Below are 20,316 nucleotides of genomic sequence, written 5' to 3'. Positions count from 1 at the left end.
CCTACAGAAAACGATAAAGCGGCGACCAAGTCAAGTCGCTTTTGCCAATTCGCCCTGAACCATGTGAGCGAGATAGCCGATGCGATTCGATCTGCACTGCCATACCACAGCCTCAGACGGTGTGCTGGCACCCCGGGACCTGGTGCGCCGCGCCGCCGAGAAGGGGGTGGAGGTGTTGGCGGTCACTGACCACGACACCCTCGCCGGACTTGACGAGGTGCGCGCCACCATCGCCGCCGAACAGCTGCCGCTGCGTCTGGTGAGCGGGGTCGAGATCTCCACTGCCTGGGAGCATAACGAGATCCATATAGTGGCGCTGGGGGTGGACGAAAAAAATCCGCTGTTGATGGATTTTCTTGCTGCCCAGCTCGCCCGGCGCGAGGCCCGGGCCCAGGAGATTGGCCGACGTCTGGAAAAATGCCTGATCCCCGGCACCTATGAAGAGGCAAAGCAGTTGGCTGGCGACGCCGCCGTGACGCGAGCCCACTTCGCGCGCGTGCTGGTTGCCCGCGGCATTGCCGACAACATGCAGAAGGTGTTCAAGAAATACCTGAGCCGGGGCAACAAGGGTTATGCGCCGGCCGATTGGCCCGAGATGGCAGCGGCGATAGCCGTTATCCACAGTGCCGGTGGCCTGGCCGTGCTGGCCCATCCCAGCCGTTACGATCTCACCGCCAAGTGGATCAAGCGTCTGCTGGTGGTGTTCAAGGCCGCAGGAGGGGATGCCATGGAGGTATCCCTGCCCCAGCAGAGCCCGGGGGAGCGCGCCAATCTGGGTCAGTGGGCAAAGGATCACGATCTCTATGTGTCGGTTGGTTCTGATTTTCACTTTCCGTCCAACTGGACCGAGCTGGGCCGTCATCTCTGGCTGCCCAAAGAGGGTACGCCGCTCTGGCTCGCTTATCCGGGCCATTTCGGACTCAGCAGCGATGAGCACCAGAGCTTGCTGGCGAGCCGGGCGACCTGAGCTGCCAGCCTCCGGGCCCCGTGCTAAAGTGGCTATTGTATTGATGGCAGGATGAGCCTGCCCTATTCCGGGAGGAATATATGACTCAGCATTTCTATGTACATCCAGACAATCCCCAGGCCCGTCTCATCAGCCAGGCGGTGCAGATCATTCAAAATGGTGGCGTCATCGCTTATCCCACCGATTCGGGCTACGCCCTCGGCTGCCACATGGGTGACAAGGGGGCTCTCGAGCGGATCTGCCGCATCCGCCGCATCGAGCCCAATCATGACTTCACCCTGGTGTGCCGGGATCTCTCCGAGATAGCCACCTATGCCAAGGTGGACAACAGCGCGTTTCGTCTGCTCAAGAGCAATACCCCGGGTGCCTATACCTTCATCTTCAAGGCGACCAAGGAGGTGCCCCGTCGTCTGATGAACGAGAAGAAGAAGACTATCGGTATCCGGGTGCCAGCCAACAACATTGCGCTGGCGCTGCTCGAAGCGCTGGGTGAGCCGCTGCTCTCCACCACCCTGATCCTGGCGGGATCCGACATGGCGGAGTTCGATCCCGAAGAGATCGTAGACAAACTCGGCAAGCAGCTGGACCTGGTGCTCAACGGCGGTTACCTCGGCGAGCAGCCGACCACAGTGGTCGACTTCTCCGACGAAGACCCCGTGGTGCGCCGTCGCGGCGCCGGAGATCCCACTCCGTTTGAATGAGGCCAGCGCGCCATCCCATGAGATGGAGGAGATGACGACGAGGGTGGCCGCGGCCATACCCATCGCGACCGTACTGGGGCAGCCCTATCATGAGCTGCCCCAGGATCTCTTCATCCCCCCGGATGCCCTTGAGGTATTCCTCGAGACCTTCGAGGGGCCGCTGGATCTGCTGCTCTATCTCATCCGTCGTCAGCAGCTCGATATTCTCAACCTGCCGATCCTGCAGATAACCACCCAGTACATGCGCTATGTAGAGCTGATGCAGGGGTTGAATCTGGAGCTGGCAGCCGAATATCTGCTGATGGCGGCCTGGCTTGCGGAGATAAAGTCCCGCCTGTTGCTGCCCAAGGCGCCCGAGCTGGAAGACGAAGAAGAGGGGGAAGATCCCAGGGTCACCCTCATTCGTCGCCTGCAAGAGTATGAGCGTTTCAAGCATGGTGCCGAGCGGCTCGATGGCTTGCCCAGGGTGGAGAGGGAGATCTTTATTGCCGCCGCCCTGCCACCGGATTTTGGCGATCTCAAGCCGCTCTCGCCCGATGTCTCTCTGGTCGAGCTCGCCCTCTATATGCAAAGTGTGGTAAAACGCGCGACGCATTTTGAGCATCACCAGATCCGCCGTGAACAGATCCCGACTCGGGTCCGTATGGCTGAAATTCTCGCCTTGCTCTCCCTGGGGCAGACCTTGCAGCTGGCGGATGTGCTGCGGGCCGAAGAGGGACGCATGGGGGTGCTGGTCAGCTTCCTCGCCCTGCTTGAGCTGTGCAAGGAGCAGTTGATCTGGATCTTGCAGGCCGAGCCCCTTGGCCCTCTCCATTTTGCCCTGGCGAGCCAGATAGAAGAGACGAGCGGACATGAGCACTGAGTCAATGTGGCTGAATCTGCCCATCGCGGCACCGGCAGAGGCGGCCATCATCCCCCTGGCAGGAGGGGGGCCGGGAGCCATCGGCATCATCTGCACGCAAGAGTTCATTAATTCGCCAGCCGACTTGTGGTATGCTGCGCCCCGCGATTTTTGTGGGGTGGTCATCCCTGGCGAGTGCAACATCCTAAGCCCGGAGGAGAGCGGTCATGGCCCTGCCTGCTGAACGGCTCAAGACCCTGCTCGAGGCGGCCCTGTTCGTGGCGGGTCGGCCCTTGACGGTGAGCGAGCTCAAGGGCAGCGTGCTGGCGGATTATCCGGTGACCAGTCGCTATGTGCAGCTGTTGCTGGCCGAGCTGAAGCAGGATTACAGCGAGCGGGGGGTGGAGCTCAAGGAGGTCGCCTCCGGCTGGCGCTTTCAGGCGCGCCAGGAGTATGCCGAAGAGCTCTCAAGACTCTGGAGCGAGCGGGCGCCGCGTTATTCGCGGGCCGTGCTGGAGACCCTGACGCTGATTGCCTATCGCCAGCCGATAACGCGGGCCGAGATCGAAGCCATCCGAGGGGTGGCGGTCTCGAGCCAGATGGTGAATACCCTGAAAGAGCGTGGCTGGGTGCGCAGCATAGGCCACAAAGAGGTGGTGGGTCGGCCCGAGTTGCTGGCCACCACCCGAGAATTTCTCGATTATTTTAATCTGCAGAGCCTGGAACAGCTCCCCGAGCTGGATCCAGAACTGGATCAACCCTTGTCCACCATGCTGGGCGAGGAGAGTGGCGCCCATTGAGTGAGCCGGTCGGGTGATTCGACCGGGCTGCTGGATGTGGTGAACGCAGTGTCTTAATCATTGAAGCGGTGCAGGATCCCCGTAATGGGATCCTGCACAGTCATTACCCTTGCCCGGCATGCCGGACAGGGAACAACAATCAGGTAACCCCGATGAGTGAAAAACTGCAAAAAGTGTTGGCCCGCGCGGGTCACGGCTCCCGTCGTGAGATGGAGGCCCTGATCACCGCAGGTCGGGTCAGTGTGGATGGCAAGGCTGCCACACTGGGAGATCGCGTCGAAGTGAACGCCGTGATCCGGGTTGATGGTCATCAGATCAAGACCCGTGCTGCCGAAGAGCAGATCTGCCGTGTGCTGGCCTATCACAAGCCAGAAGGCGAAATGTGTACCCGCCACGATCCGGAAGGTCGTCCGACCGTGTTCGATCGTCTGCCCAAGATGGATGGTGCTCGCTGGATAGCGGTCGGTCGTCTGGACGTCAACACCTCAGGCCTGCTGCTGTTCACCACCGATGGTGAACTGGCCAACCGTCTGATGCACCCGAGTCACCAGGTTGAGCGTGAGTACGCGGTACGGGTGTTCGGCGAGATCACCGAAGCTATGCTGCAACGCCTGCGCAAGGGGGTGCAGCTCGAAGATGGCCTGGCCAGGTTCAACAAGATCAAGGCGGCCGGTGGTGAAGGCTTGAACCAGTGGTTCAACGTGACCCTGACCGAGGGGCGCAACCGTGAAGTGCGTCGCCTGTGGGAATCTCAGGAAGTGCAGGTGAGCCGCCTGATGCGCGTGCGTTACGGCGACGTCACCCTGGATCGCGGCATCCCCCGTGGTGGCTGGAAAGAGCTCAAGCTGCAGGAGGTCAACTACCTGCGCGGTCTGGTTCACATGAACTACGAGACCGAATCCAAGGTCGATCTGCAGCAAGAGGGCAAGAGCACCCGTCACAAGCAGGCAGCCCAGATCCGCCGTGCCGTCAAACGCCACAAAGAGCTGCAAGGCCAGGAGCCCCGCGCCCGCACCGCGAGCGCCCGTCGCAAGCCGACCTCCTCGACCCGCAACTCGGGTACCGGCAGTAAATAAGCCGCCGCAGTCATTCTGACTGATGCGAAAAACAGGGCCCGCACTCACCAGTGCGGGCCTTTTTGTTTATGGGGTAGTCCCCCGAGCTCGGGTAGCGGCCTCCTCACCCCCTGGCGTGAGAGCAGGGAAGGTTGCCTCGGCTCTGGCTCCTTGTTAGCCTTTGGCTATCGGATACAGGAGAAACTAATGAGCAAGGTACTGGATGAGCTGCTGGCACTGCTGGCGCTGGAGAAGATCGAAGAGGGCCTGTTTCGGGGCCAGAGCCAGGATCTCGGCCTGCGAGCCGTGTTTGGCGGGCAGGTCATGGGGCAGGCGTTGTCCGCCGCCAAGCAGACGGTGGCCGCCGATCGTCAGGTACACAGCTTCCACTCCTATTTTCTGCGCCCCGGGGATGCCAATCGCCCCATCGTCTACGACGTGGAGAACATCCGCGACGGTCAGACCGTCTCCACCCGCAGGGTCAAGGCCATTCAGGGCGGCAAGCCCATCTTCTACCTCAACGCCTCGTTTCAAGTCGAGGCCGAGGGCTTCGAGCATCAGATCAGCATGCCGGAGGGGATCACTCCCCCCGAGTTGCTCAAGAGCGAGCTGGAGCTGGTGCGCCCCTACGAGCATCAGATCCCGCCCGCCTTGCGTGACAAGATCCTGTGTGAGAAACCCCTCGAAATTCGCCCGGTGACCCTGGTCGATCCGATCCGGCCGGACGTCCACGAGCCGCTGAGGCATGTCTGGTTCAAGGCCAATGGCCAGATGCCGGACGATCCAAGGGTGCACAAGTACCTGCTGGCCTACGCCTCCGATTTCCACTTCCTGTTCGCCGCCCTGCAACCCCACGGTGTCTCTTACTGGGAGCCAGACATACAGGTGGCCACCATAGACCACTCCATGTGGTTCCACCGGGACTTCCGGCTCGATGACTGGTTGCTCTACGTGGTGGACAGCCCGAGCGCCAGTGCCGGCCGTGGCCTGGTTCGCGGCCAGTTCTTTACCCGGGATGGGGTGCTGGTGGCGAGCACGGCCCAGGAGGGGGTGATCCGCCGCCGGGGAAGCAAGCCATAGTCGCTGGCAGAGTACGTACTGCGCTCTGACAGTGGGTAGCGCAACCTGGCGAAGGGGGGCATAGATCCAGGCCGGGCACCGACACCATGGCTTGGGACGGCGTCTGGCCTTCGTTCAACTGCAGCCCCATCTCTCGCTAACCGCTGATTGAGGCAAGCTTCTCTCAGATGCTTATCGATAAAAAACGGGAGCCATTGGCTCCCGTTTTTTATGCCCGTCAAGGGTCAGGCGGCTTCAGATCGCGATGCGCTATCACTCTGGGCGAAGCGATCGGCCCAGAGGGCGATGACGCCGTCACCGGTCACATTGCAGGCGGTGCCGAAGCTGTCCTGGGCCAGGTAGAGGGCGATCATCAGGGCGATGGAGGCCTCGCCGAAGCCGAGCATGGAGGTGAGCAGGCCGAGCGCCGACATGACGCCGCCCCCCGGGGCGCCGGGCGCCGCTATCATGATGACGCCCAGCATCATGATGAAGGGCAGCATGGTGCCATAGCCCGGGATGGCCAGGTGCTCGGAGAGATACATGACGGCCGTGGCACAGGTCACCAGGGTGATGGTGGAGCCGCACAGGTGGATGGTGGCGCACAGGGGCACGGTGAAGTTGGCGATCCCTTCGCTCACCCCGTTCTGGCGGCTGGCGCGCAGGGCAACGGGTATGGTGGCGGCGCTGGACATGGTGCCCAGGGCAGTGAAGTAGGCGGGCAGCATGTTTTTCAGCAGCATGAGCGGCGAGCGGCCAAGGGCCAGCCCGGTGCCGACGAACAGCAGGCACAGCCAGATCCAGTGCATGACGATGGCCATCACCAGCACTACCCCGAAAGTCTTGAGGGTGGCGAAGACGGTGCCTTCCACCGTCATCTCGATGAAGACGCCGGCGATATAGATGGGCAGCAAGGGAATGATCACCCGGGCCAGCAGGCGGTCGATGATGTCGCGACCCTGATCGGCGATGCGACGCAAGTCAGTGGCCTCATTGGCGCTGATGCCGATCCCGAAGATGAAGGCGGCGGCCAGGGCCGACATGACCCCGAACAGCGGCGGGATCTCCATGCTGATATAGGAGATCAGTTTGCTGGCAGGATCCGCGCTGGCGGTGGCGGCCTCGGTCAGGGTCGGGATCAGCCGACTGGCCAGGGTAAAGGCGAAGGTGCCCGCCAGAATGGTGGAGCCATAAGCCAGGGCTACCGTCTTGCCGAGCAGCTTGCCCGAGTTCTTTGGCAGGCTGGCGATACCGCTGGTGATAAAGAACAAGATGATGAGCGGTATGGTGAAGCCAATCAGCTGACCGACCACAGTCTTGGCGGTGAACAGCAGACGGGCGACCCAGTCGGGAGCATAGAGGCCGAGCAGCAGACCGGCGAGGATGCCAGCGAGGAGTTTGAGCACGAGTTTCATGGGCAGATCCGGTGTGAGTGTCTGATTTGTTATTGTCTTCTGAATTTAGTGCGGCTTTTTAACACATATACAGCCTTATGTCTGTCTATGCCTTGTTATGGTGGTGTTAAGTATTGTGAAGATGCATCTGTCCAATAATTGCCACTGCTCGCCAAGTGCCGGGATTACCTGGCACTGGCCTGCCCAGCGAGGGGCGAGGTGGAGGGGATAGCGGCGGCGCGCTATTTCGTCGGGGAGAAGTGAATTGGTGACGGGGTTGATAAACCTCATCCCCCTATTATCAGGAGCCCTTGCGCAGCAGCAGATGACGCCAGGCTTGAGTCGCGGGCTTGGGAGGCAGTGGCGCTTGCCATTGACGGACAAGGTGCAGCGAGAGCGAGGCCAGCATCTCCAGCTCATCGGCGGCCATGCTGGCCTCTGTATCGAGGGGGTCAGTCTCCTCTGGCGGCGCGAGTCGCTCGCCCTGGGGCACGTTGCAATAGAGGATCCCCCCCGTCTTGAGCAAGCTGGCCAGCTTGGCCAGCATGGCAAAACGCTGGGAGGCGGGCAGACAGGGGAGCAGATCGCAGGCCCAGATGCCATCGAAGGGCACCACAGTGTGCAGCGTGCTGATGTCGCCGACCCGCACCGGTAAATCCCCATGACGCGATGCGCGCCTGGCCATGGCCAGATCAAGCTCGATGGCGCTCACCACATAACCGCTTTGCTGGAAATGGCGGGCATCCTCTCCCTCACCGCAACCTGCATCGAGCAGATGGGCGCCTGGGGTCAGCACCTGACAGATGCAGTGATAGAGGGGCGCGCGGGCGGACAGCACGAGAGGGGTTGCAGGCGACATCGGGAGCTCGGGGTAATAAGGGAGAAACCCATGGTAGCAAGGGGAGGGGGCCTAGGGCCAGATCCCGCATGGGATCTGCCCGGCGGTGCCTTGCTGCACGGTGCGGATTGCCGCGGCGCAGCCTCGATCTCAGTCACGTCGCGCAGGCATATGGTGCAGCTGCAAGAAGAGACAATCGAGCAGGTAGTCGGCCTCCTTGGCCAGATCGACACGCTCGGGAAAGTGCAACCAGTTGAGAATGTAGCCATCCAGGGTGCAGTGCAGCAGGGTAGCGGCTCGGGCCAGATCGAGATCCGCGGGCAGCTGGCCTTTGCGCACGCCGTTGGCGAGGGAGCGCTCGAGATCTTGCGCGAAGCGGCGCGACTCTTTGTGAATGTGCTCACGCAAGGTAAAGGCCTCCCCTTCAACCTCTATGGTCTCCAGGCTGTACATGATGGTGAACATCTGGCGATGGCCAGGTTCCCGGGTGATCTTGAGCAGGGCGCTGTGCAGAAACAGCCGCAGTCGGCCGAGGGGATCTGGCTCCTCCGGATTGAGGCTGGCATCGAGCTGGTGGGAGAGGGGCTGGCACAGCTCCTCCCACAGGGCGACAAACAGCTCCTCTTTGTTCTTGAAGTGCCAGTAGATGGCGCCCCGGGTCAGATCCGCAGCCTTGGCGATATCGGTCAGACTGGTCTTGGCCAGCCCCTGGCGGCAAAACAGATCCAACGCCATGTTCATGATGTGGCAGCGGGTCTGCTGGGCTTCTTCTTTAGTGCGTCTGACCATCTTGTTTCGCTTAGTCCAAAAAGGGTGAGGATAATAACAAAAACCAATATACATACATTCGTGAATGTATGTATATTGCCCCATCTTGACTGATTTTACCAATGGGGGGCTTATCGCCCCCTGAATGGTTGTTCGTAAGCAGACAGAGGATCAGGTGCTACATGCATAAAAATAAAATTGCCCGTTCGGTCGGACTAGCCTTGTTAGCGGCAGGATGGCTGGCTGGCTGCGGTGATAAAGAGGCAGCCCAGGCCCCCGGCCAGATGCCCCCCACCGCCGTGGAAGTGGCCACGCTGCACACAGCCCCCTTGCAGCTCACCACCGAGCTGACCGGCCGCACCGCCGCCTTGCGCATTGCCGAAGTGCGCCCCCAGGTGAGCGGCATAGTGCTCAAGCGTCTCTTTACCGAGGGCTCGGACGTCAAGGCCGGCCAGCTGCTCTATCAGATTGACCCCGCCATTTATCAAGCCAATGTGGCCAGCGCCAAGGCCAATCTGGCCAAGGCCCAGGCCAATGAGCGCAGTGCCCGCCTCAAGGCCCAGCGCTATGGCGAGCTGGCCAAGGTCAAGGCCATCAGCCGTCAGGAGTTTGATGATGCCGATGCCGCCTGGAAGCAGCAACTTGCCGAGATAGGCGCCGCCAAGGCCGCGCTCCAGAGCGCCCAGATCAACCTCGACTACACCCGCATCACGGCCCCCATCAGCGGGCGCATCGGTCGCTCCGCCGTGACCGAAGGCGCGCTGGTCACCGCCCAGCAAGCGGCGGCCCTGACCACTATCCAGCAGCTCGACCCCATGTACGTGGACGTGAGCCAGTCCACCGCCGATCTGCTGCGCCTCAAGCGTCAGGTCGAGGCGGGCAAGCTGACCTCGGGTCAGGCTGACAACGCCAAGGTGAGCTTCCTGCTCGAAGATGGCAGCGCCTATGGTGAATCCGGCGAGCTGCAGTTCTCCGATGTCAGCGTGGACGAGACCACCGGCATGGTGACCCTGAGGGTCATAGTGCCCAACCCGCAGCTGCTGTTGCTGCCCGGCATGTTCATGCGCGCCACCTTGAAAGAGGGCGAGCGCAGCCATGGCCTACTGGTGCCCCAGACGGCCGTGACCCGGACTCCCAATGGGGGCGCCACTGTCATGGTGGTCACCCAGGACAACAAGGTCGAGCTGCGGGATATTCACATCAGTCGCATCGTTGGCAGCAATTGGGTGGTGGAGTCCGGTCTCAAGGCAGGCGAGCGGGTCATCGTTGCCGGTCTGCAGAAAGTCAGGCCCGGTGCTCAGGTTACCCCTAGCGAGCAATCCGCTCAGGCGCAAGCCACCCCGGCCAACAAGTAGGATGGAGTAGTCGCCTCATGGCACGATTTTTCATAGACAGACCCATATTCGCCTGGGTGATCGCCTTGGTGATCATGCTGGCAGGGGGGCTGGCAATCCTGACCTTGCCTGTCTCCCAGTACCCCACCATAGCGCCGCCGGCCGTGGGAATCTCGGCCAGCTACCCGGGTGCTTCCGCCAAGACGGTGGAAGACTCGGTGACCCAGATCATCGAGCAGAACATGACGGGGCTGGATCACCTGCTCTACATGTCATCCCAGAGCGATTCGGCCGGCAACGTGTCCGTCACCCTGACCTTCAAGCCGGGCACGGATCCCGACATCGCCCAGGTGCAGGTGCAAAACAAGCTGCAACAGGCCATGTCACTGCTGCCGCAAGAGGTGCAACAGCAAGGCATCCGGGTGCAGAAGACCTCCAGCAGCTTCCTGATGGTGGCGGGCTTCATCTCCAGCGATGGCAAGATGAGCAACGATGATCTCTCCGATTATGTGGTGAGCAACATCAAGGAGCCCTTGAGCCGCCTGGACGGGGTGGGTGACATTACCCTGTTCGGCAGTCAGTACTCGATGCGGGTCTGGCTGGATCCGCATCGCCTCAACCGGGTGCAATTGACCCCGGCTGACATTCAGGCCGCTATCCAGAGCCAGAACGCCCAGGTGGCCTTCGGTAAACTGGGGGGCACCCCCTCGGTGAACGATCAGCAATTTACCGCCACCATCATGGGCCAGACCCGGCTCTCGACCGTGGAGGAGTTCAACAACATACTGCTGCGGGTCAATCAGGATGGCTCCAAGGTCCTGCTCAAGGACGTGGCCAGGGTCGAGCTGGGCGGCGAGAACTATGACGCCGAGGCGCTCTACAACGGCCAACCTACCTCGGCCATCGCCATCAAGCTGGCAACCGGTGCCAACGCTCTGGATACCGCCGAGCATGTGAAGGCCAAGATAGACGAGCTCTCCCAGTACTTCCCGGCGAACATGAAGGTGGTCTATCCCTATGACACAACCCCCTTCGTGCAGATCTCTATCGAGGAGGTGGTGCAGACCCTGATTGAGGCTATCATCCTGGTGTTCTGCGTCATGTACCTCTTCTTGCAGAACTTCCGGGCCACCCTGATCCCGACCATAGCCGTGCCCGTGGTACTGCTGGGGACCTTCGGGGTCATGGCGGCGTTCGGTTTCTCCATCAACACCCTCACCATGTTCGGCATGGTGCTGGCCATCGGCCTGCTGGTGGATGACGCCATCGTGGTGGTGGAGAACGTGGAGCGCCTGATGAGCGAGGAGGGGCTATCCCCTCTGGAGGCGACCCGCAAGTCCATGGATCAGATCACGGGTGCCCTGGTGGGGATTGCCCTGGTGCTCTCTGCCGTGTTCGTGCCCATGGCCTTCTTTGGCGGCTCAACCGGCGCCATCTATCGCCAGTTCTCCCTGACCATCGTCTCGGCCATGGTGCTCTCCGTGCTGGTGGCCTTGATCCTGACCCCGGCCCTGTGCGCCACCTTGCTCAAGCCGATGAAGCATGGCGAGCACGCCAGTCATCGCGGCCTGTTTGGCTGGTTCAACCGGGTGTTTGACGCCGGTGCCGATCGCTATCATCGCGGCGTGGGCAAAGTCATCAAGCAAGGGGCGCGCTACAGCATCATCTATCTGGGGATGCTGGTGGTGCTGGCCGTGCTCTTCCTGCGCCTGCCGACCTCTTTCCTGCCGGAAGAGGATCAGGGGGTCATCATGTCCATGGTGCAGCTGCCGGTCGGGGCGACCAAGCAGCGTACCGAGGCCGTACTGGCCGAGATGCGTGACTACTTCCTCGAAACGGAGAAAGACAATGTCGACTCTGTGCTGACGGTGGCGGGTTTCAGCTTCGCCGGTAGCGGCCAGAACAGCGGCATGGCGTTCATCAAGCTCAAGGACTGGAAAGAGCGTGACACCCCCGAGCGCAGCGCCAATGCCATCATAGGCCGCGCCATGGGGTATCTGTTCAGCATCAAGGAGGCTCAGGTCTTCGCGTTCAACCTGCCTCCCATCCCCGAGCTGGGCACGGCCACAGGTTTCGACTTCTTCCTGCAAGACCGAGCTGGTCTGGGTCATGAGAAGTTGATGGCGGCCCGCAACCAGCTGCTCGGCATGGCGGCGCAGGATCCCAATCTGGTCCGGGTTCGTCCGAACGGGATGGAAGACACGCCCCAGCTCGACATCAAGATTGATTACGAGAAGGCCCTGGCCCAGGGGCTGACCGTCAGCGACATCAACAGCACGCTGTCGGCGGCCTGGGGCTCCTCCTATGTCAATGACTTCATGGACCGCAACCGGGTCAAGAAGGTCTACATGCAGGCGGATGCTCCCTTCCGGATGAACCCGGAAGATCTCAAGCTGTGGTACGTGCGCAACGGGGACGGCAAGATGGTGCCCTTCTCGGCCTTCGCCACGACCCAGTGGAGCTATGGTTCACCCCGCCTTGAGCGTTACAACGGCGTCTCCGCCATGGAGATTGTCGGTGAGGCTGCCCCCGGCAAGAGTACCGGTGATGCCATGGCCGCCATCGAGCAGATGGTGAAACAGCTGCCCGAGGGAATAGGTATCGAGTGGACCGGGCTCTCCTTCCAGGAGCGTCAGGCGGGCTCCCAGGCACCTGCGCTCTACGCCATCTCGCTGCTGGTGGTCTTCCTCTGTCTGGCGGCCCTGTATGAGAGCTGGAGCATCCCCTTCTCCGTCATGCTGGTTGTGCCGCTTGGGGTATTGGGCGCCATCATAGCGGCGACCCTGCGCGGCCTGGAGAACGATGTCTACTTCCAGGTCGGCCTGCTCACCACCATAGGGCTGTCGGCCAAGAACGCCATCCTGATCGTCGAGTTCGCCAAGGAGCTTTATGACAAAGGCATGAGCCTGAGTGAGGCCGTGCTGGAGGCTGCACGGCTGAGACTGCGGCCAATCCTGATGACCTCGCTCGCCTTTATCCTGGGGGTATTGCCGCTTGCAATCAGTACCGGGGCGGGGGCCAGCAGCCGTAACGCCATTGGCACCGGCGTCATGGGCGGCATGATCAGTGCCACTGTGCTCGCCATCTTCTTCGTGCCGCTCTTCTTCGTGCTGGTGATGCGTTACTTCACCAAACAGAAGGGCGGGCAGGCAGAGCCTAAATCGAACGAGCAGGCATAAGCCGTTAAGGCCAATCAAATGGCCGTCACCTTGAGTGAGGGCGTGACAGACAAAAGAGGGAGGCCTGTGCCTCCCTCTTTCTATTGGCGCCATGCCGCCAGGTGTTGCATGGGTGTTCACGCCATCTTTACGTGGCTGGGGCATAGAAAAAGGGCCGCTTCTTGCGAAGTGGCCCTTTCCAAACGTTTGGTGGAGCTGGGGGGATTTGAACCCCCGTCCAAAATTACTACATCCTCGGTACTACATGCTTAGTCACTCTTTACATTCGCCAACACGCTGCGGAGAGACACGCCACGTATTGACTAGCTCGATTGGTTTTAATGCTTCCGCCCCGAGCAGGACTTCCACACGATCCTGTGAAGGATGACCTTCCGATTCCCTAGGACACAGGCAAGCTAGGGTAGAAGGGCTCAGCGCAGGTTATTAAGCTGCGAGTGCGTAGTTTTCGTCGTTTGCGACTATTTTTTTGCGGTTTATTAACGAGGCCTACCGCACCTCGGCATGCACCTTGGGTTTCGTGAATCTTGTCGAATCCAGAATCAGCCCCAAGTTGTTAGTTGGGATTGTACGCAAAAAACCAGCCATGGCAAGGCGTTGGCGGACAATGAATTAAATTGAGGCTGTGTTTGCCGATTTAATGATCGTTATTGCCCGCCAGGAGCTGGGATAAGGTGAACCCCCGTCCAAAAAGCGAGCCACACAAAGCAACACGCCGAACCCATGGGCCCGGCGTGATGGTGAACAGGACACTCGGCTTGTCGCCTTGAGATCAGCCCAAGCGTTTGTTCTTCATGATGCGCGACTTCTCGCGATCCCATTCGCGGGCCTTGGTATCTTCGCGCTTGTCGTGCTCTTTCTTGCCTTTCACCAGACCGATTTCGACCTTGACCCAGCACTCTTTCCAGTAAAGGGCCAAGGGCACTATGGTGTAGCCCTGACGAGCGGTCAGGCTCTCGAGCCGGTCGATCTCACGGCGGCTGAGCAGCAGCTTGCGGGTACGAGTCGGATCGCACACCACATGACTGGAGGCGGCATTGAGCGGCAGGAAGCTGGAGCCGAACAGGAAGGCTTCCCCCTGCAAGAAGATGACATAGGCCTCGCTGATGTTGGCCTTGCCTGCCCGCAGGGATTTGACTTCCCAGCCTTGCAGCGCCAGACCCGCTTCGACTCTTTCTTCGATGAAGTATTCGTGGCGCGCGGCTCTATTGAGGGCAATAGTGCTGGACCCGGCTTTGTTTTTACTGTTGTTTTTGCTCATGACGGGCGCCTTCGGCGATGACTTGGAAGCCGCATTATACGTGGGTGGCGGCGGCTGTAAAACGCGCAGCCGCTCGAATGGCGACTTTATGAGCAGTTTCGGCGGTGATTTTCGGTGATATGGTGATAAAATCCCGGGGATTGGATGAGGAAACCCCATGCCCCGTATTACCCGTAGTGCTTTGGTGATGTTCAGTGCCGAGCAGATGTTCCGTCTGGTCAATGATGTGGATGCGTACCCCGAATTTTTGCCGGGTTGTGTCGGCAGCCGTGTTCATGAGAGCGGTGAGGATTTTATGACCGCCTCCGTGGATGTGGCCAAGGCGGGCATCGCCAAGACCTTCACCACCCGTAATCAGCTCGACACCAATCGCCAGATCAAGATGGAGCTGGTTGATGGCCCATTTCGCAAGCTGGCGGGTTGGTGGACCTTCACTCCCCTGGACGTGGATGCCTGCAAGGTGGAATTCGATCTCGACTTTGAATTTACTTCCAAGTTGATCGAGCTGGCTTTCGGGCAGATTTTCCGCGATCTGGTGGGCTCGATGGTGCTGGCGTTCTCCCAGCGCGCCAAGGTGGTTTACGGTGTCTGAGTCGCTGAGTATGCCGGTGGGCTATTCCCTGCTGGGCCATCCGGTGCTGTGGCGGGCCTCGTATGCCGCGTTTCAGGCGATCTCTCACCGCGATAAGGAGATCCTTGATGCCTGAGTCGCTCAATATTGAAGTGGTCTACGCCCTGCCGGATAGACAGACGGTGCTGGCGCTGCGGGTGGGGGCCGGAACCTGCGTGCAGACCGCCATCGAACAGTCAGGCATCCTGGCCAAGCACCCGGAGATAGACCTGGCGGTCAACAAGCTGGGCATCTACAGCCGCTTGGCCAAGGGCTCGGATCTGCTGCAGGATGGCGATCGCATCGAGATCTACCGACCGCTTACCGCCGATCCCAAAGAGATGCGCAAGAAACGGGCCGAAAAGGCCAAAGAGGAGGGGCGAGCCGATGTGGTGACCGGTGGCCGTCCCGATGTGCACCGCAAGCAGGACGATGCCGAATCAAGCTGATACCGGGTCAGCTGGCATGAAAAAGGCGCTTCGGCGCCTTTTTTGAGCGTCCTGACACCGCGAGCAGGCTGGAATGGCGGCACTGCTGCGTGGGATTCATATTACCTGCAACCGCTCGTTTTCCACCGTGTCGACCCCCGTATCCTGGCTGGCGAGGGCGATCATGGCGTGCGCCACCTGGCTTGCCTCGATGGCGCGCCAGCGTCTGAATCGTCCTCGCAGCAACGGCTTGCACAGCGGATAGATGAGCTGGATGAGCTGCTCTGACGTGCGCGGCGGCTGGCGATCGCCAAGCAGCATGGCGGGACGGACGATGGCGAGACGCGGCCAGGATTGCGCTTGCAGCTGCTGCTCCATCTCCCCCTTGGTGCGGGGATAGAGCAAGGGGGAGGCGGCATTGGCCCCTAGGCTCGAGACGACCACCAGTCGCTGACAATCGTGGCGCCGGGCGAGGGCGGCGAAGGCCAGTACATAGTCATGGTCGACCCGGCGAAACGCCTCATCGGAGCCTGCGCTCTTGCGGGTGGTGCCGAGGCAGCAGAAGGCAACATCGATGGGGGTGGGCAGCACAACCTCGTCCAGTCGCTCGAAGTTTACTGGCAACCAGTGTCGGCCGGGGGCGGCTTCCCCCGCGCTGCGGCACAGCAGAGTCAGTGAATGAGTCGAGTCGAGCTGGCGGAGCAGCTCCCGCCCGATTAAACCGCTGGCACCCGCTATCAGGATGTGGCTCAGGATGATCTCCTCAGAGTACTTGAGATGAGCCGTTCCCGGTCGTAGCACAGGTGCGTTGCCCCTGTCATCAGGATGGGGTTCATGCGATTTTCATTCACCTAAAACGAAACCGGCCTTGGCCGGTTTCGTGGGATATCAGAGCGGGGTGGTGAAGGCCGCAGGTAGCGGGAAGTCACCGCTTGCCGTGGCCAGCCGATCGCCGACAAATTTCACGGTCAGCTCCTTGCGCTCCTTGTCGCCTCGGCCCGGTTGGAACTCATACAGATAGTACCAGGTGTCGGGATCGAAGGTGTCGCGCATCATGGGGGAGCCCAGCACGAACTCGACTTGCTCGCGGCTCATGCCTTGGCGCAGTTTGTCGACCTGCTTTTGTTCCACATAGTTGCCCTGAGGAATATCGATGCGATAAACCAGGCTGCAACCAGAGAGTGTGAGAGCGGTCAGTGCCGCGGCAATCAGGTGTTTCATCCGCATATCGAGTTCAGATCATCCATTCAAGTCTTTTTAAGCTCGGCAAATCATACCCACTCCCTTGGCGGAAGTAAAAAGCCATTGATCCATCAGCCAATAAAAAGGCCGCCTGCGCTCCTTTCGGTTTGCTAGCGATTGCCATGGCGGTGCGAAAAAGGGCGGCGATTTTCCTTGTGGCTCGTCCGTTGCGGATTGGCGGGGGAGCTGACATAGCATTGTCGTCGGAGTAGAAAGTGGGCAGCAATGGAGTCTTTAAGTTAACGTTGTGGACTCAATCATGTACCGATAGGCTGGGGCATGACAGGGATTGCCAAGGTCAGCTTTCGGGCTCTTGATGGAAAAACGTTTTCCAAGTAATTCATTAAGTTAGCAAACGTTTTGCACTGAATATGTCACTGTCAATGCAAGGAAGTGTGAGTTGCTTCAAGGAATTGGAAAGCGCTTTCGACCATAGTTGGCGCCTCCCCAGCGAGGGGAGTGATAACGCTGAAAGTTCCATAAAGAATCATCATAACGTGCGCCCTGACCATGTTGGTAGGGAGCAACCAGGAGTCCACTATGTCTGATGTTTTCCACTTAGGGTTGAAGAAGGCCGATCTGCAAGGTGCCACCCTGGCGATTGTTCCTGGCGATCCCGAGCGCGTGAAGCGCATCGCCGAGCTGCTGGATAATCCTGTGTTCCTGGCCAGCCACCGCGAATTCACCACCTGGCGTGGCGAGATGGACGGCAAGGCCGTGATCATCTGCTCTACCGGTATCGGTGGCCCGTCCACCTCCATCGCAGTGGAAGAGCTGGCCCAGCTGGGTATCACTACCTTCCTGCGTATCGGCACCACAGGCGCCATCCAGCCGCACCTGAACGTAGGCGACGTGATCGTGACTACCGGTTCCGTGCGCCTTGACGGTGCCAGCCTGCACTTTGCACCTATGGAGTTCCCGGCCGTGGCCGACTTCGACTGCACCACCGCACTGGTCAACACTGCCAAAGAGATGGGCTCCAAGCTGCATGTGGGGGTGACCGCCTCTTCCGATACCTTCTACCCGGGTCAGGAGCGTTACGACACCGTATCCGGCCGCGTAGTGAGCCGTTTCCAAGGTTCCATGAAAGAGTGGCAAGCCATGGGCGTGCTGAACTACGAGATGGAATCTGCAACGCTGCTGACCATGTGCTCCAGCCAGGGTTTGCGTGCCGGTATGGTTGCCGGTGTCATCGTCAACCGTACCCAGCAGGAAATCCCGAACGCCGAAACCATGGCGAGAACCGAATCTGATGCCATCAAGATCGTGCTGGGCGCTGCCCGCAAACTGATCTGATAGCAGCACACCGAGTGGGGGTGGGGGCCGTTGCGAAAGCACGGCCCCTATCTTTTTATGGGAATTGATAGCCGAGAGTCTCGATGGAATATCGCGGCTTTGGCGAGAACAGGTTTAGAAAGGGCAGTCGCAGATCGCATTGATTCGTTCACCGCTGAGAGGGTGATTGAAGCTCAGGCTATGGGCGTGAAGCATCAAGCGCCCGGCCAGGGCATGGGCGACGCCGCCATAGAGATCGCACCCCAGCATGGGATAACCCAGTTGCTGGCTGTGAATACGCAGCTGATGGGTGCGTCCCGACTCGGGGTGCAGCGAGACCCGGCTGATGGGGGCCGGGCTCTGTCCGTCATGGGACCAATACTCTCGTGCCAGCACCCGATAACGGGAGCGCGCTGGCTTCCCTGCCAGGGCACAGATCTTCATCAGTGGAAACTGGGTCGGGTCCTTGGCGATGGGAAAGTCCATCACCCCCTCATCCTCGACCAGATGACCGTGGAGCAGCGCCAGGTAGCCCTTGTCGACAGTGCGCTCACTGAATTGGCGGCACAGGGCGGCATTGACGACCTTGTTGAGTGCAACCAGCATGAGCCCCGATGTGCCAAAATCGAGGCGATGAACCAAGGTGCAGCCGGGGAAATCCTGAACTAGCCGATAGTGAACCGAGTCGCGGTTTTGCGGATTCTTGCCAGAGAGGCTGAGCAAGCCGGAAGGCTTGTCGATAAGCAGCAGCGCGTGGTCCCGATAGAGGATGCGTATCTCCCCCTGGCAGGGCGGGGCGATGAAGTCGTCTATGATGGCGGGATCTAGCATAGGCTGGGCGCTTGGTTCGAAGGGGATCGGGCGGGCATGATACACCCAGGTTTCCGGCTTGGCACGGCTTGCGGTGGGGTGAAGATGATGACGCGAGATGCGTCGGCTTCTGACCCAGAGGATGGACAGAGGTTGAGGCCCCATGGATTCTGTGACTGGAGCGCGGGATCCTGCTTCCCTGACTTGCTAAGGTATGAAAGGAGTGGGCCCGGGTTGAGCCTATGGGGCTGACATTGGATTGAGGAGGGCAGTGATGGACAAGGTGCCAATGATTTTACTGCTCTGCCTGCCGCTTGCGGGATGCAGCAGCCCGTTTGAGCGACTGTGGGCCGGGGTGGCCGAATGCCAGCTCGACAGCCTCTATCTCGATGCCAGCACCCTCAAGCCGGGTAATGCCGAACTCGCTCATTTTACGCCCTATAAGGTAGCCAATGGCTTTGCCTGGTATCGCACCCGCGAGACCCTGGGGGAGGTGCCCATCAGCGGTTTTCTGATCCCGACCTCGACCTTTGAGGTGCATGCCCTCTTCATCGATGCCCCCATCGCCAATGCCCGCCATCTCATGGTGACCCGCTACGGCAACGATTTTTCTGACGAGGCCAGACACAATGCAGGCGAGGCGCCTCTCTTGCTGCGCGATCCCAATAATCCCAAGCAGTCCATTCTAGATTGCACGCGGGACGAGAGCGGGGAAACGACGCCGGATGAGCCTCAGGCCCAGTAGTGTCGGGATGAGTGGTGCTTGCTACGCGAGGCCAAGGTCATACCCGCATGCGGGAGCCGCAGTTCAGGGATAGCCCAGCGTCTGCCTGATCTGGTCGATGTGGGCGGCGACCCAGGCTGGATTGATGGGGCCCCAGTCACTGATACGGTAATGGCCCTGTTGATGGCGGGCCCCCGGGGTTTGCTTGAACTCGCACAGCAGATCCAGTTCAGCCAGTGCTGAGAGGGTGTCCTGAGCCGTGCGTCTGGGCATGCCGGTGGCGGCCATGATGGCCACCACAGTGTCTGTGCCCGTCGCTATCAGATGAGCAAGATAGAGACGGCGATAGAAGCTGGTGCGGGTTTTGCTGACCCCTGCCGCTCCCTCTTTGCTCATATCTCATCCTCGACGCGTTCGAAGTAACGCCACAGACCGAGGGCAGATTTACCCATCACCAGCGCCCAGATCCCGAACCAGAACCAGCGGAAGAAGCTCCAGGTGGAGGCGCTGGCGTCGGTGGTGGTCTTGATTTTGGTGACATTCGGGAACATGGAGAACATGTTCACCCGCCAGCCGTAAGAGGTGATGATGGCCAGTTTCTTCTCGAACTCCATGGATTTGGCCTTGGCCTGAACATCGGCGGCGTCAAACTTGAAGTAGAAGGGGAAGCCCCAGCCGGTATCTTCATTGCGAAACACCCGGATCTTCTCGCCTGGGCGCTCGGTATAGATGTAATAAACGTCAGTGGTCGGGCCGTCAGCCGGGTTGTTCTTGCTGATGGGACCATCCTTGTCGGTACGCTTCACCTCGACCCCTGTGATGGTGGCGATGGTGTGCTCGGGCAAGTAGTAATCGAGCCAGGTGGCGGACAGCAGGGCGATGAGCCCCAGGGTGATAAAGGCGGGCTTCCTGAACTTCAGATTCATAATGCTCTCATAAGCGGGGCGTTGGCGTGCCTCTACCATACCCATATTTACCCGTCAGGCACAGCCCCCAATGAAACCAACTTGTAAATAGGCCGTTTTAAACAATA

The 20,316-nt window shown here is 60.3% G+C and carries 22 protein-coding genes and 1 other RNA gene; 13 read left to right on the top strand and 10 right to left on the bottom strand.

The genetic code is table 11. The features are described 5' to 3' along the window. The first annotated feature begins 79 nt into the window (after positions 1 to 79). The 7 genes from rnm (at position 80) to tesB (ending at position 5,444) form a co-directional block, all read left to right on the top strand. Positions 80 to 967, top strand: coding sequence for an RNase RNM (gene rnm / locus ACSMDR_RS04450; RefSeq protein ID WP_005898671.1), 888 nt, complete (start codon positions 80 to 82; stop codon positions 965 to 967). Between the two features lie 80 nt (positions 968 to 1,047). Continuing rightward, the gene (locus tag ACSMDR_RS04445) at positions 1,048 to 1,668 is read left to right on the top strand and encodes an L-threonylcarbamoyladenylate synthase (RefSeq protein ID WP_436467228.1); all 621 of its coding nucleotides are present in this window, start codon (positions 1,048 to 1,050) and stop codon (positions 1,666 to 1,668) included. Between the two features lie 22 nt (positions 1,669 to 1,690). Beyond that, complete coding sequence (locus ACSMDR_RS04440) at positions 1,691 to 2,530, top strand: segregation and condensation protein A (RefSeq protein WP_005898675.1); 840 nt, start codon at positions 1,691 to 1,693, stop codon at positions 2,528 to 2,530. Then, positions 2,520 to 2,753, top strand: coding sequence for a hypothetical protein (locus tag ACSMDR_RS04435; protein ID WP_436467226.1), 234 nt, complete (start codon positions 2,520 to 2,522; stop codon positions 2,751 to 2,753). Before ACSMDR_RS04440 ends, ACSMDR_RS04435 begins: the two co-directional genes overlap by 11 nt. Then, positions 2,737 to 3,309, top strand: coding sequence for an SMC-Scp complex subunit ScpB (gene scpB, locus ACSMDR_RS04430; protein ID WP_436467224.1), 573 nt, complete (start codon positions 2,737 to 2,739; stop codon positions 3,307 to 3,309). The genes ACSMDR_RS04435 and scpB overlap by 17 nt, the downstream gene beginning before the upstream one ends. A 152-nt stretch (positions 3,310 to 3,461) precedes the next feature. After that, on the top strand, positions 3,462 to 4,385 hold the full coding sequence (gene rluB / locus ACSMDR_RS04425) for a 23S rRNA pseudouridine(2605) synthase RluB (protein WP_436467222.1): 924 nt from the start codon (positions 3,462 to 3,464) through the stop codon (positions 4,383 to 4,385). A 186-nt stretch (positions 4,386 to 4,571) separates the two neighbouring features. Next, positions 4,572 to 5,444, top strand: coding sequence for an acyl-CoA thioesterase II (tesB, locus tag ACSMDR_RS04420; RefSeq protein ID WP_005898684.1), 873 nt, complete (start codon positions 4,572 to 4,574; stop codon positions 5,442 to 5,444). A gap of 224 nt (positions 5,445 to 5,668) precedes the next feature. Here the strand turns inward: tesB and ACSMDR_RS04415 are convergent, their stop codons facing one another. From ACSMDR_RS04415 to ACSMDR_RS04405, 3 genes are all read right to left on the bottom strand, one after another. After that, a complete protein-coding gene (locus tag ACSMDR_RS04415; protein ID WP_436467219.1) occupies positions 5,669 to 6,838 on the bottom strand; it encodes a dicarboxylate/amino acid:cation symporter in 1,170 nt (389 codons plus the stop codon). 280 nt (positions 6,839 to 7,118) lie between these two features. Further along, positions 7,119 to 7,676 carry a class I SAM-dependent methyltransferase gene (locus ACSMDR_RS04410; RefSeq protein ID WP_161618905.1) on the bottom strand — a complete coding sequence of 186 codons (558 nt, stop codon included), beginning with the start codon at positions 7,674 to 7,676 and terminating at the stop codon, positions 7,119 to 7,121. A 129-nt stretch (positions 7,677 to 7,805) separates the two neighbouring features. Then, on the bottom strand, positions 7,806 to 8,444 hold the full coding sequence (locus ACSMDR_RS04405) for a TetR family transcriptional regulator (protein WP_005898689.1): 639 nt from the start codon (positions 8,442 to 8,444) through the stop codon (positions 7,806 to 7,808). 161 nt (positions 8,445 to 8,605) lie between these two features. Here ACSMDR_RS04405 and ACSMDR_RS04400 point away from each other — a divergent pair, with 161 nt between their 5' ends. After that, positions 8,606 to 9,778, top strand: a complete 1,173-nt coding sequence (locus ACSMDR_RS04400; RefSeq protein WP_436467216.1) for an efflux RND transporter periplasmic adaptor subunit — start codon at positions 8,606 to 8,608, stop codon at positions 9,776 to 9,778. Between the two features lie 17 nt (positions 9,779 to 9,795). Further along, entirely contained in the window at positions 9,796 to 12,936 is a 3,141-nt protein-coding gene (locus tag ACSMDR_RS04395; protein ID WP_005898694.1) for an efflux RND transporter permease subunit, read from the top strand. Positions 12,937 to 13,123: 187 nt separating this feature from the next. Here the strand turns inward: ACSMDR_RS04395 and ssrA are convergent. Together ssrA and smpB are read right to left on the bottom strand one after the other, a co-directional pair. Beyond that, positions 13,124 to 13,483: a transfer-messenger RNA gene (gene ssrA, locus ACSMDR_RS04390) on the bottom strand. A gap of 222 nt (positions 13,484 to 13,705) precedes the next feature. After that, entirely contained in the window at positions 13,706 to 14,194 is a 489-nt protein-coding gene (gene smpB / locus ACSMDR_RS04385) for an SsrA-binding protein SmpB (RefSeq protein ID WP_005898782.1), read from the bottom strand. 157 nt (positions 14,195 to 14,351) lie between these two features. On the opposite strand from smpB, the gene ACSMDR_RS04380 reads away from it, so the two are divergent. Then, entirely contained in the window at positions 14,352 to 14,786 is a 435-nt protein-coding gene (locus ACSMDR_RS04380; protein WP_005898784.1) for an SRPBCC family protein, read from the top strand. Positions 14,787 to 14,893: 107 nt separating this feature from the next. Further along, complete coding sequence (locus ACSMDR_RS04375; protein WP_005898787.1) at positions 14,894 to 15,253, top strand: RnfH family protein; 360 nt, start codon at positions 14,894 to 14,896, stop codon at positions 15,251 to 15,253. Between the two features lie 96 nt (positions 15,254 to 15,349). Here the strand turns inward: ACSMDR_RS04375 and ACSMDR_RS04370 are convergent, their stop codons facing one another. Next, positions 15,350 to 15,985, bottom strand: coding sequence for an NAD(P)H-binding protein (locus tag ACSMDR_RS04370; protein ID WP_040319045.1), 636 nt, complete (start codon positions 15,983 to 15,985; stop codon positions 15,350 to 15,352). 135 nt (positions 15,986 to 16,120) lie between these two features. Further along, positions 16,121 to 16,459 (bottom strand): outer membrane protein assembly factor BamE, encoded by a 339-nt coding sequence (locus tag ACSMDR_RS04365; RefSeq protein ID WP_040319044.1) that lies wholly within the window; start codon positions 16,457 to 16,459, stop codon positions 16,121 to 16,123. A gap of 555 nt (positions 16,460 to 17,014) precedes the next feature. Between ACSMDR_RS04365 and udp the strand changes: the two genes are divergently transcribed. Continuing rightward, entirely contained in the window at positions 17,015 to 17,770 is a 756-nt protein-coding gene (gene udp, locus ACSMDR_RS04360) for a uridine phosphorylase (RefSeq protein WP_005898793.1), read from the top strand. Positions 17,771 to 17,884: 114 nt separating this feature from the next. Here udp and ACSMDR_RS04355 read toward each other — a convergent pair whose 3' ends face one another. Further along, positions 17,885 to 18,580 (bottom strand): RluA family pseudouridine synthase, encoded by a 696-nt coding sequence (locus ACSMDR_RS04355; protein ID WP_436468195.1) that lies wholly within the window; start codon positions 18,578 to 18,580, stop codon positions 17,885 to 17,887. A gap of 253 nt (positions 18,581 to 18,833) precedes the next feature. On the opposite strand from ACSMDR_RS04355, the gene ACSMDR_RS04350 reads away from it, so the two are divergent. Further along, positions 18,834 to 19,304 carry a hypothetical protein gene (locus ACSMDR_RS04350; RefSeq protein ID WP_436467211.1) on the top strand — a complete coding sequence of 157 codons (471 nt, stop codon included), beginning with the start codon at positions 18,834 to 18,836 and terminating at the stop codon, positions 19,302 to 19,304. A 63-nt stretch (positions 19,305 to 19,367) separates the two neighbouring features. On the opposite strand, the gene ACSMDR_RS04345 is transcribed toward ACSMDR_RS04350, so the two are convergent. Both ACSMDR_RS04345 and ACSMDR_RS04340 read right to left on the bottom strand, forming a co-directional pair. Next, on the bottom strand, positions 19,368 to 19,679 hold the full coding sequence (locus ACSMDR_RS04345; RefSeq protein ID WP_436467209.1) for a winged helix-turn-helix domain-containing protein: 312 nt from the start codon (positions 19,677 to 19,679) through the stop codon (positions 19,368 to 19,370). After that, positions 19,676 to 20,209 carry a DUF1523 family protein gene (locus ACSMDR_RS04340; protein ID WP_005894322.1) on the bottom strand — a complete coding sequence of 178 codons (534 nt, stop codon included), beginning with the start codon at positions 20,207 to 20,209 and terminating at the stop codon, positions 19,676 to 19,678. Before ACSMDR_RS04340 ends, ACSMDR_RS04345 begins: the two co-directional genes overlap by 4 nt. Positions 20,210 to 20,316: the final 107 nt, after the last annotated feature.

The sequence above is a fragment of the Aeromonas molluscorum genome (assembly GCF_051376105.1).
Lineage (GTDB): Bacteria > Pseudomonadota > Gammaproteobacteria > Enterobacterales > Aeromonadaceae > Aeromonas > Aeromonas molluscorum.
This window is presented reverse-complemented; position numbering and strand designations above follow the sequence as displayed.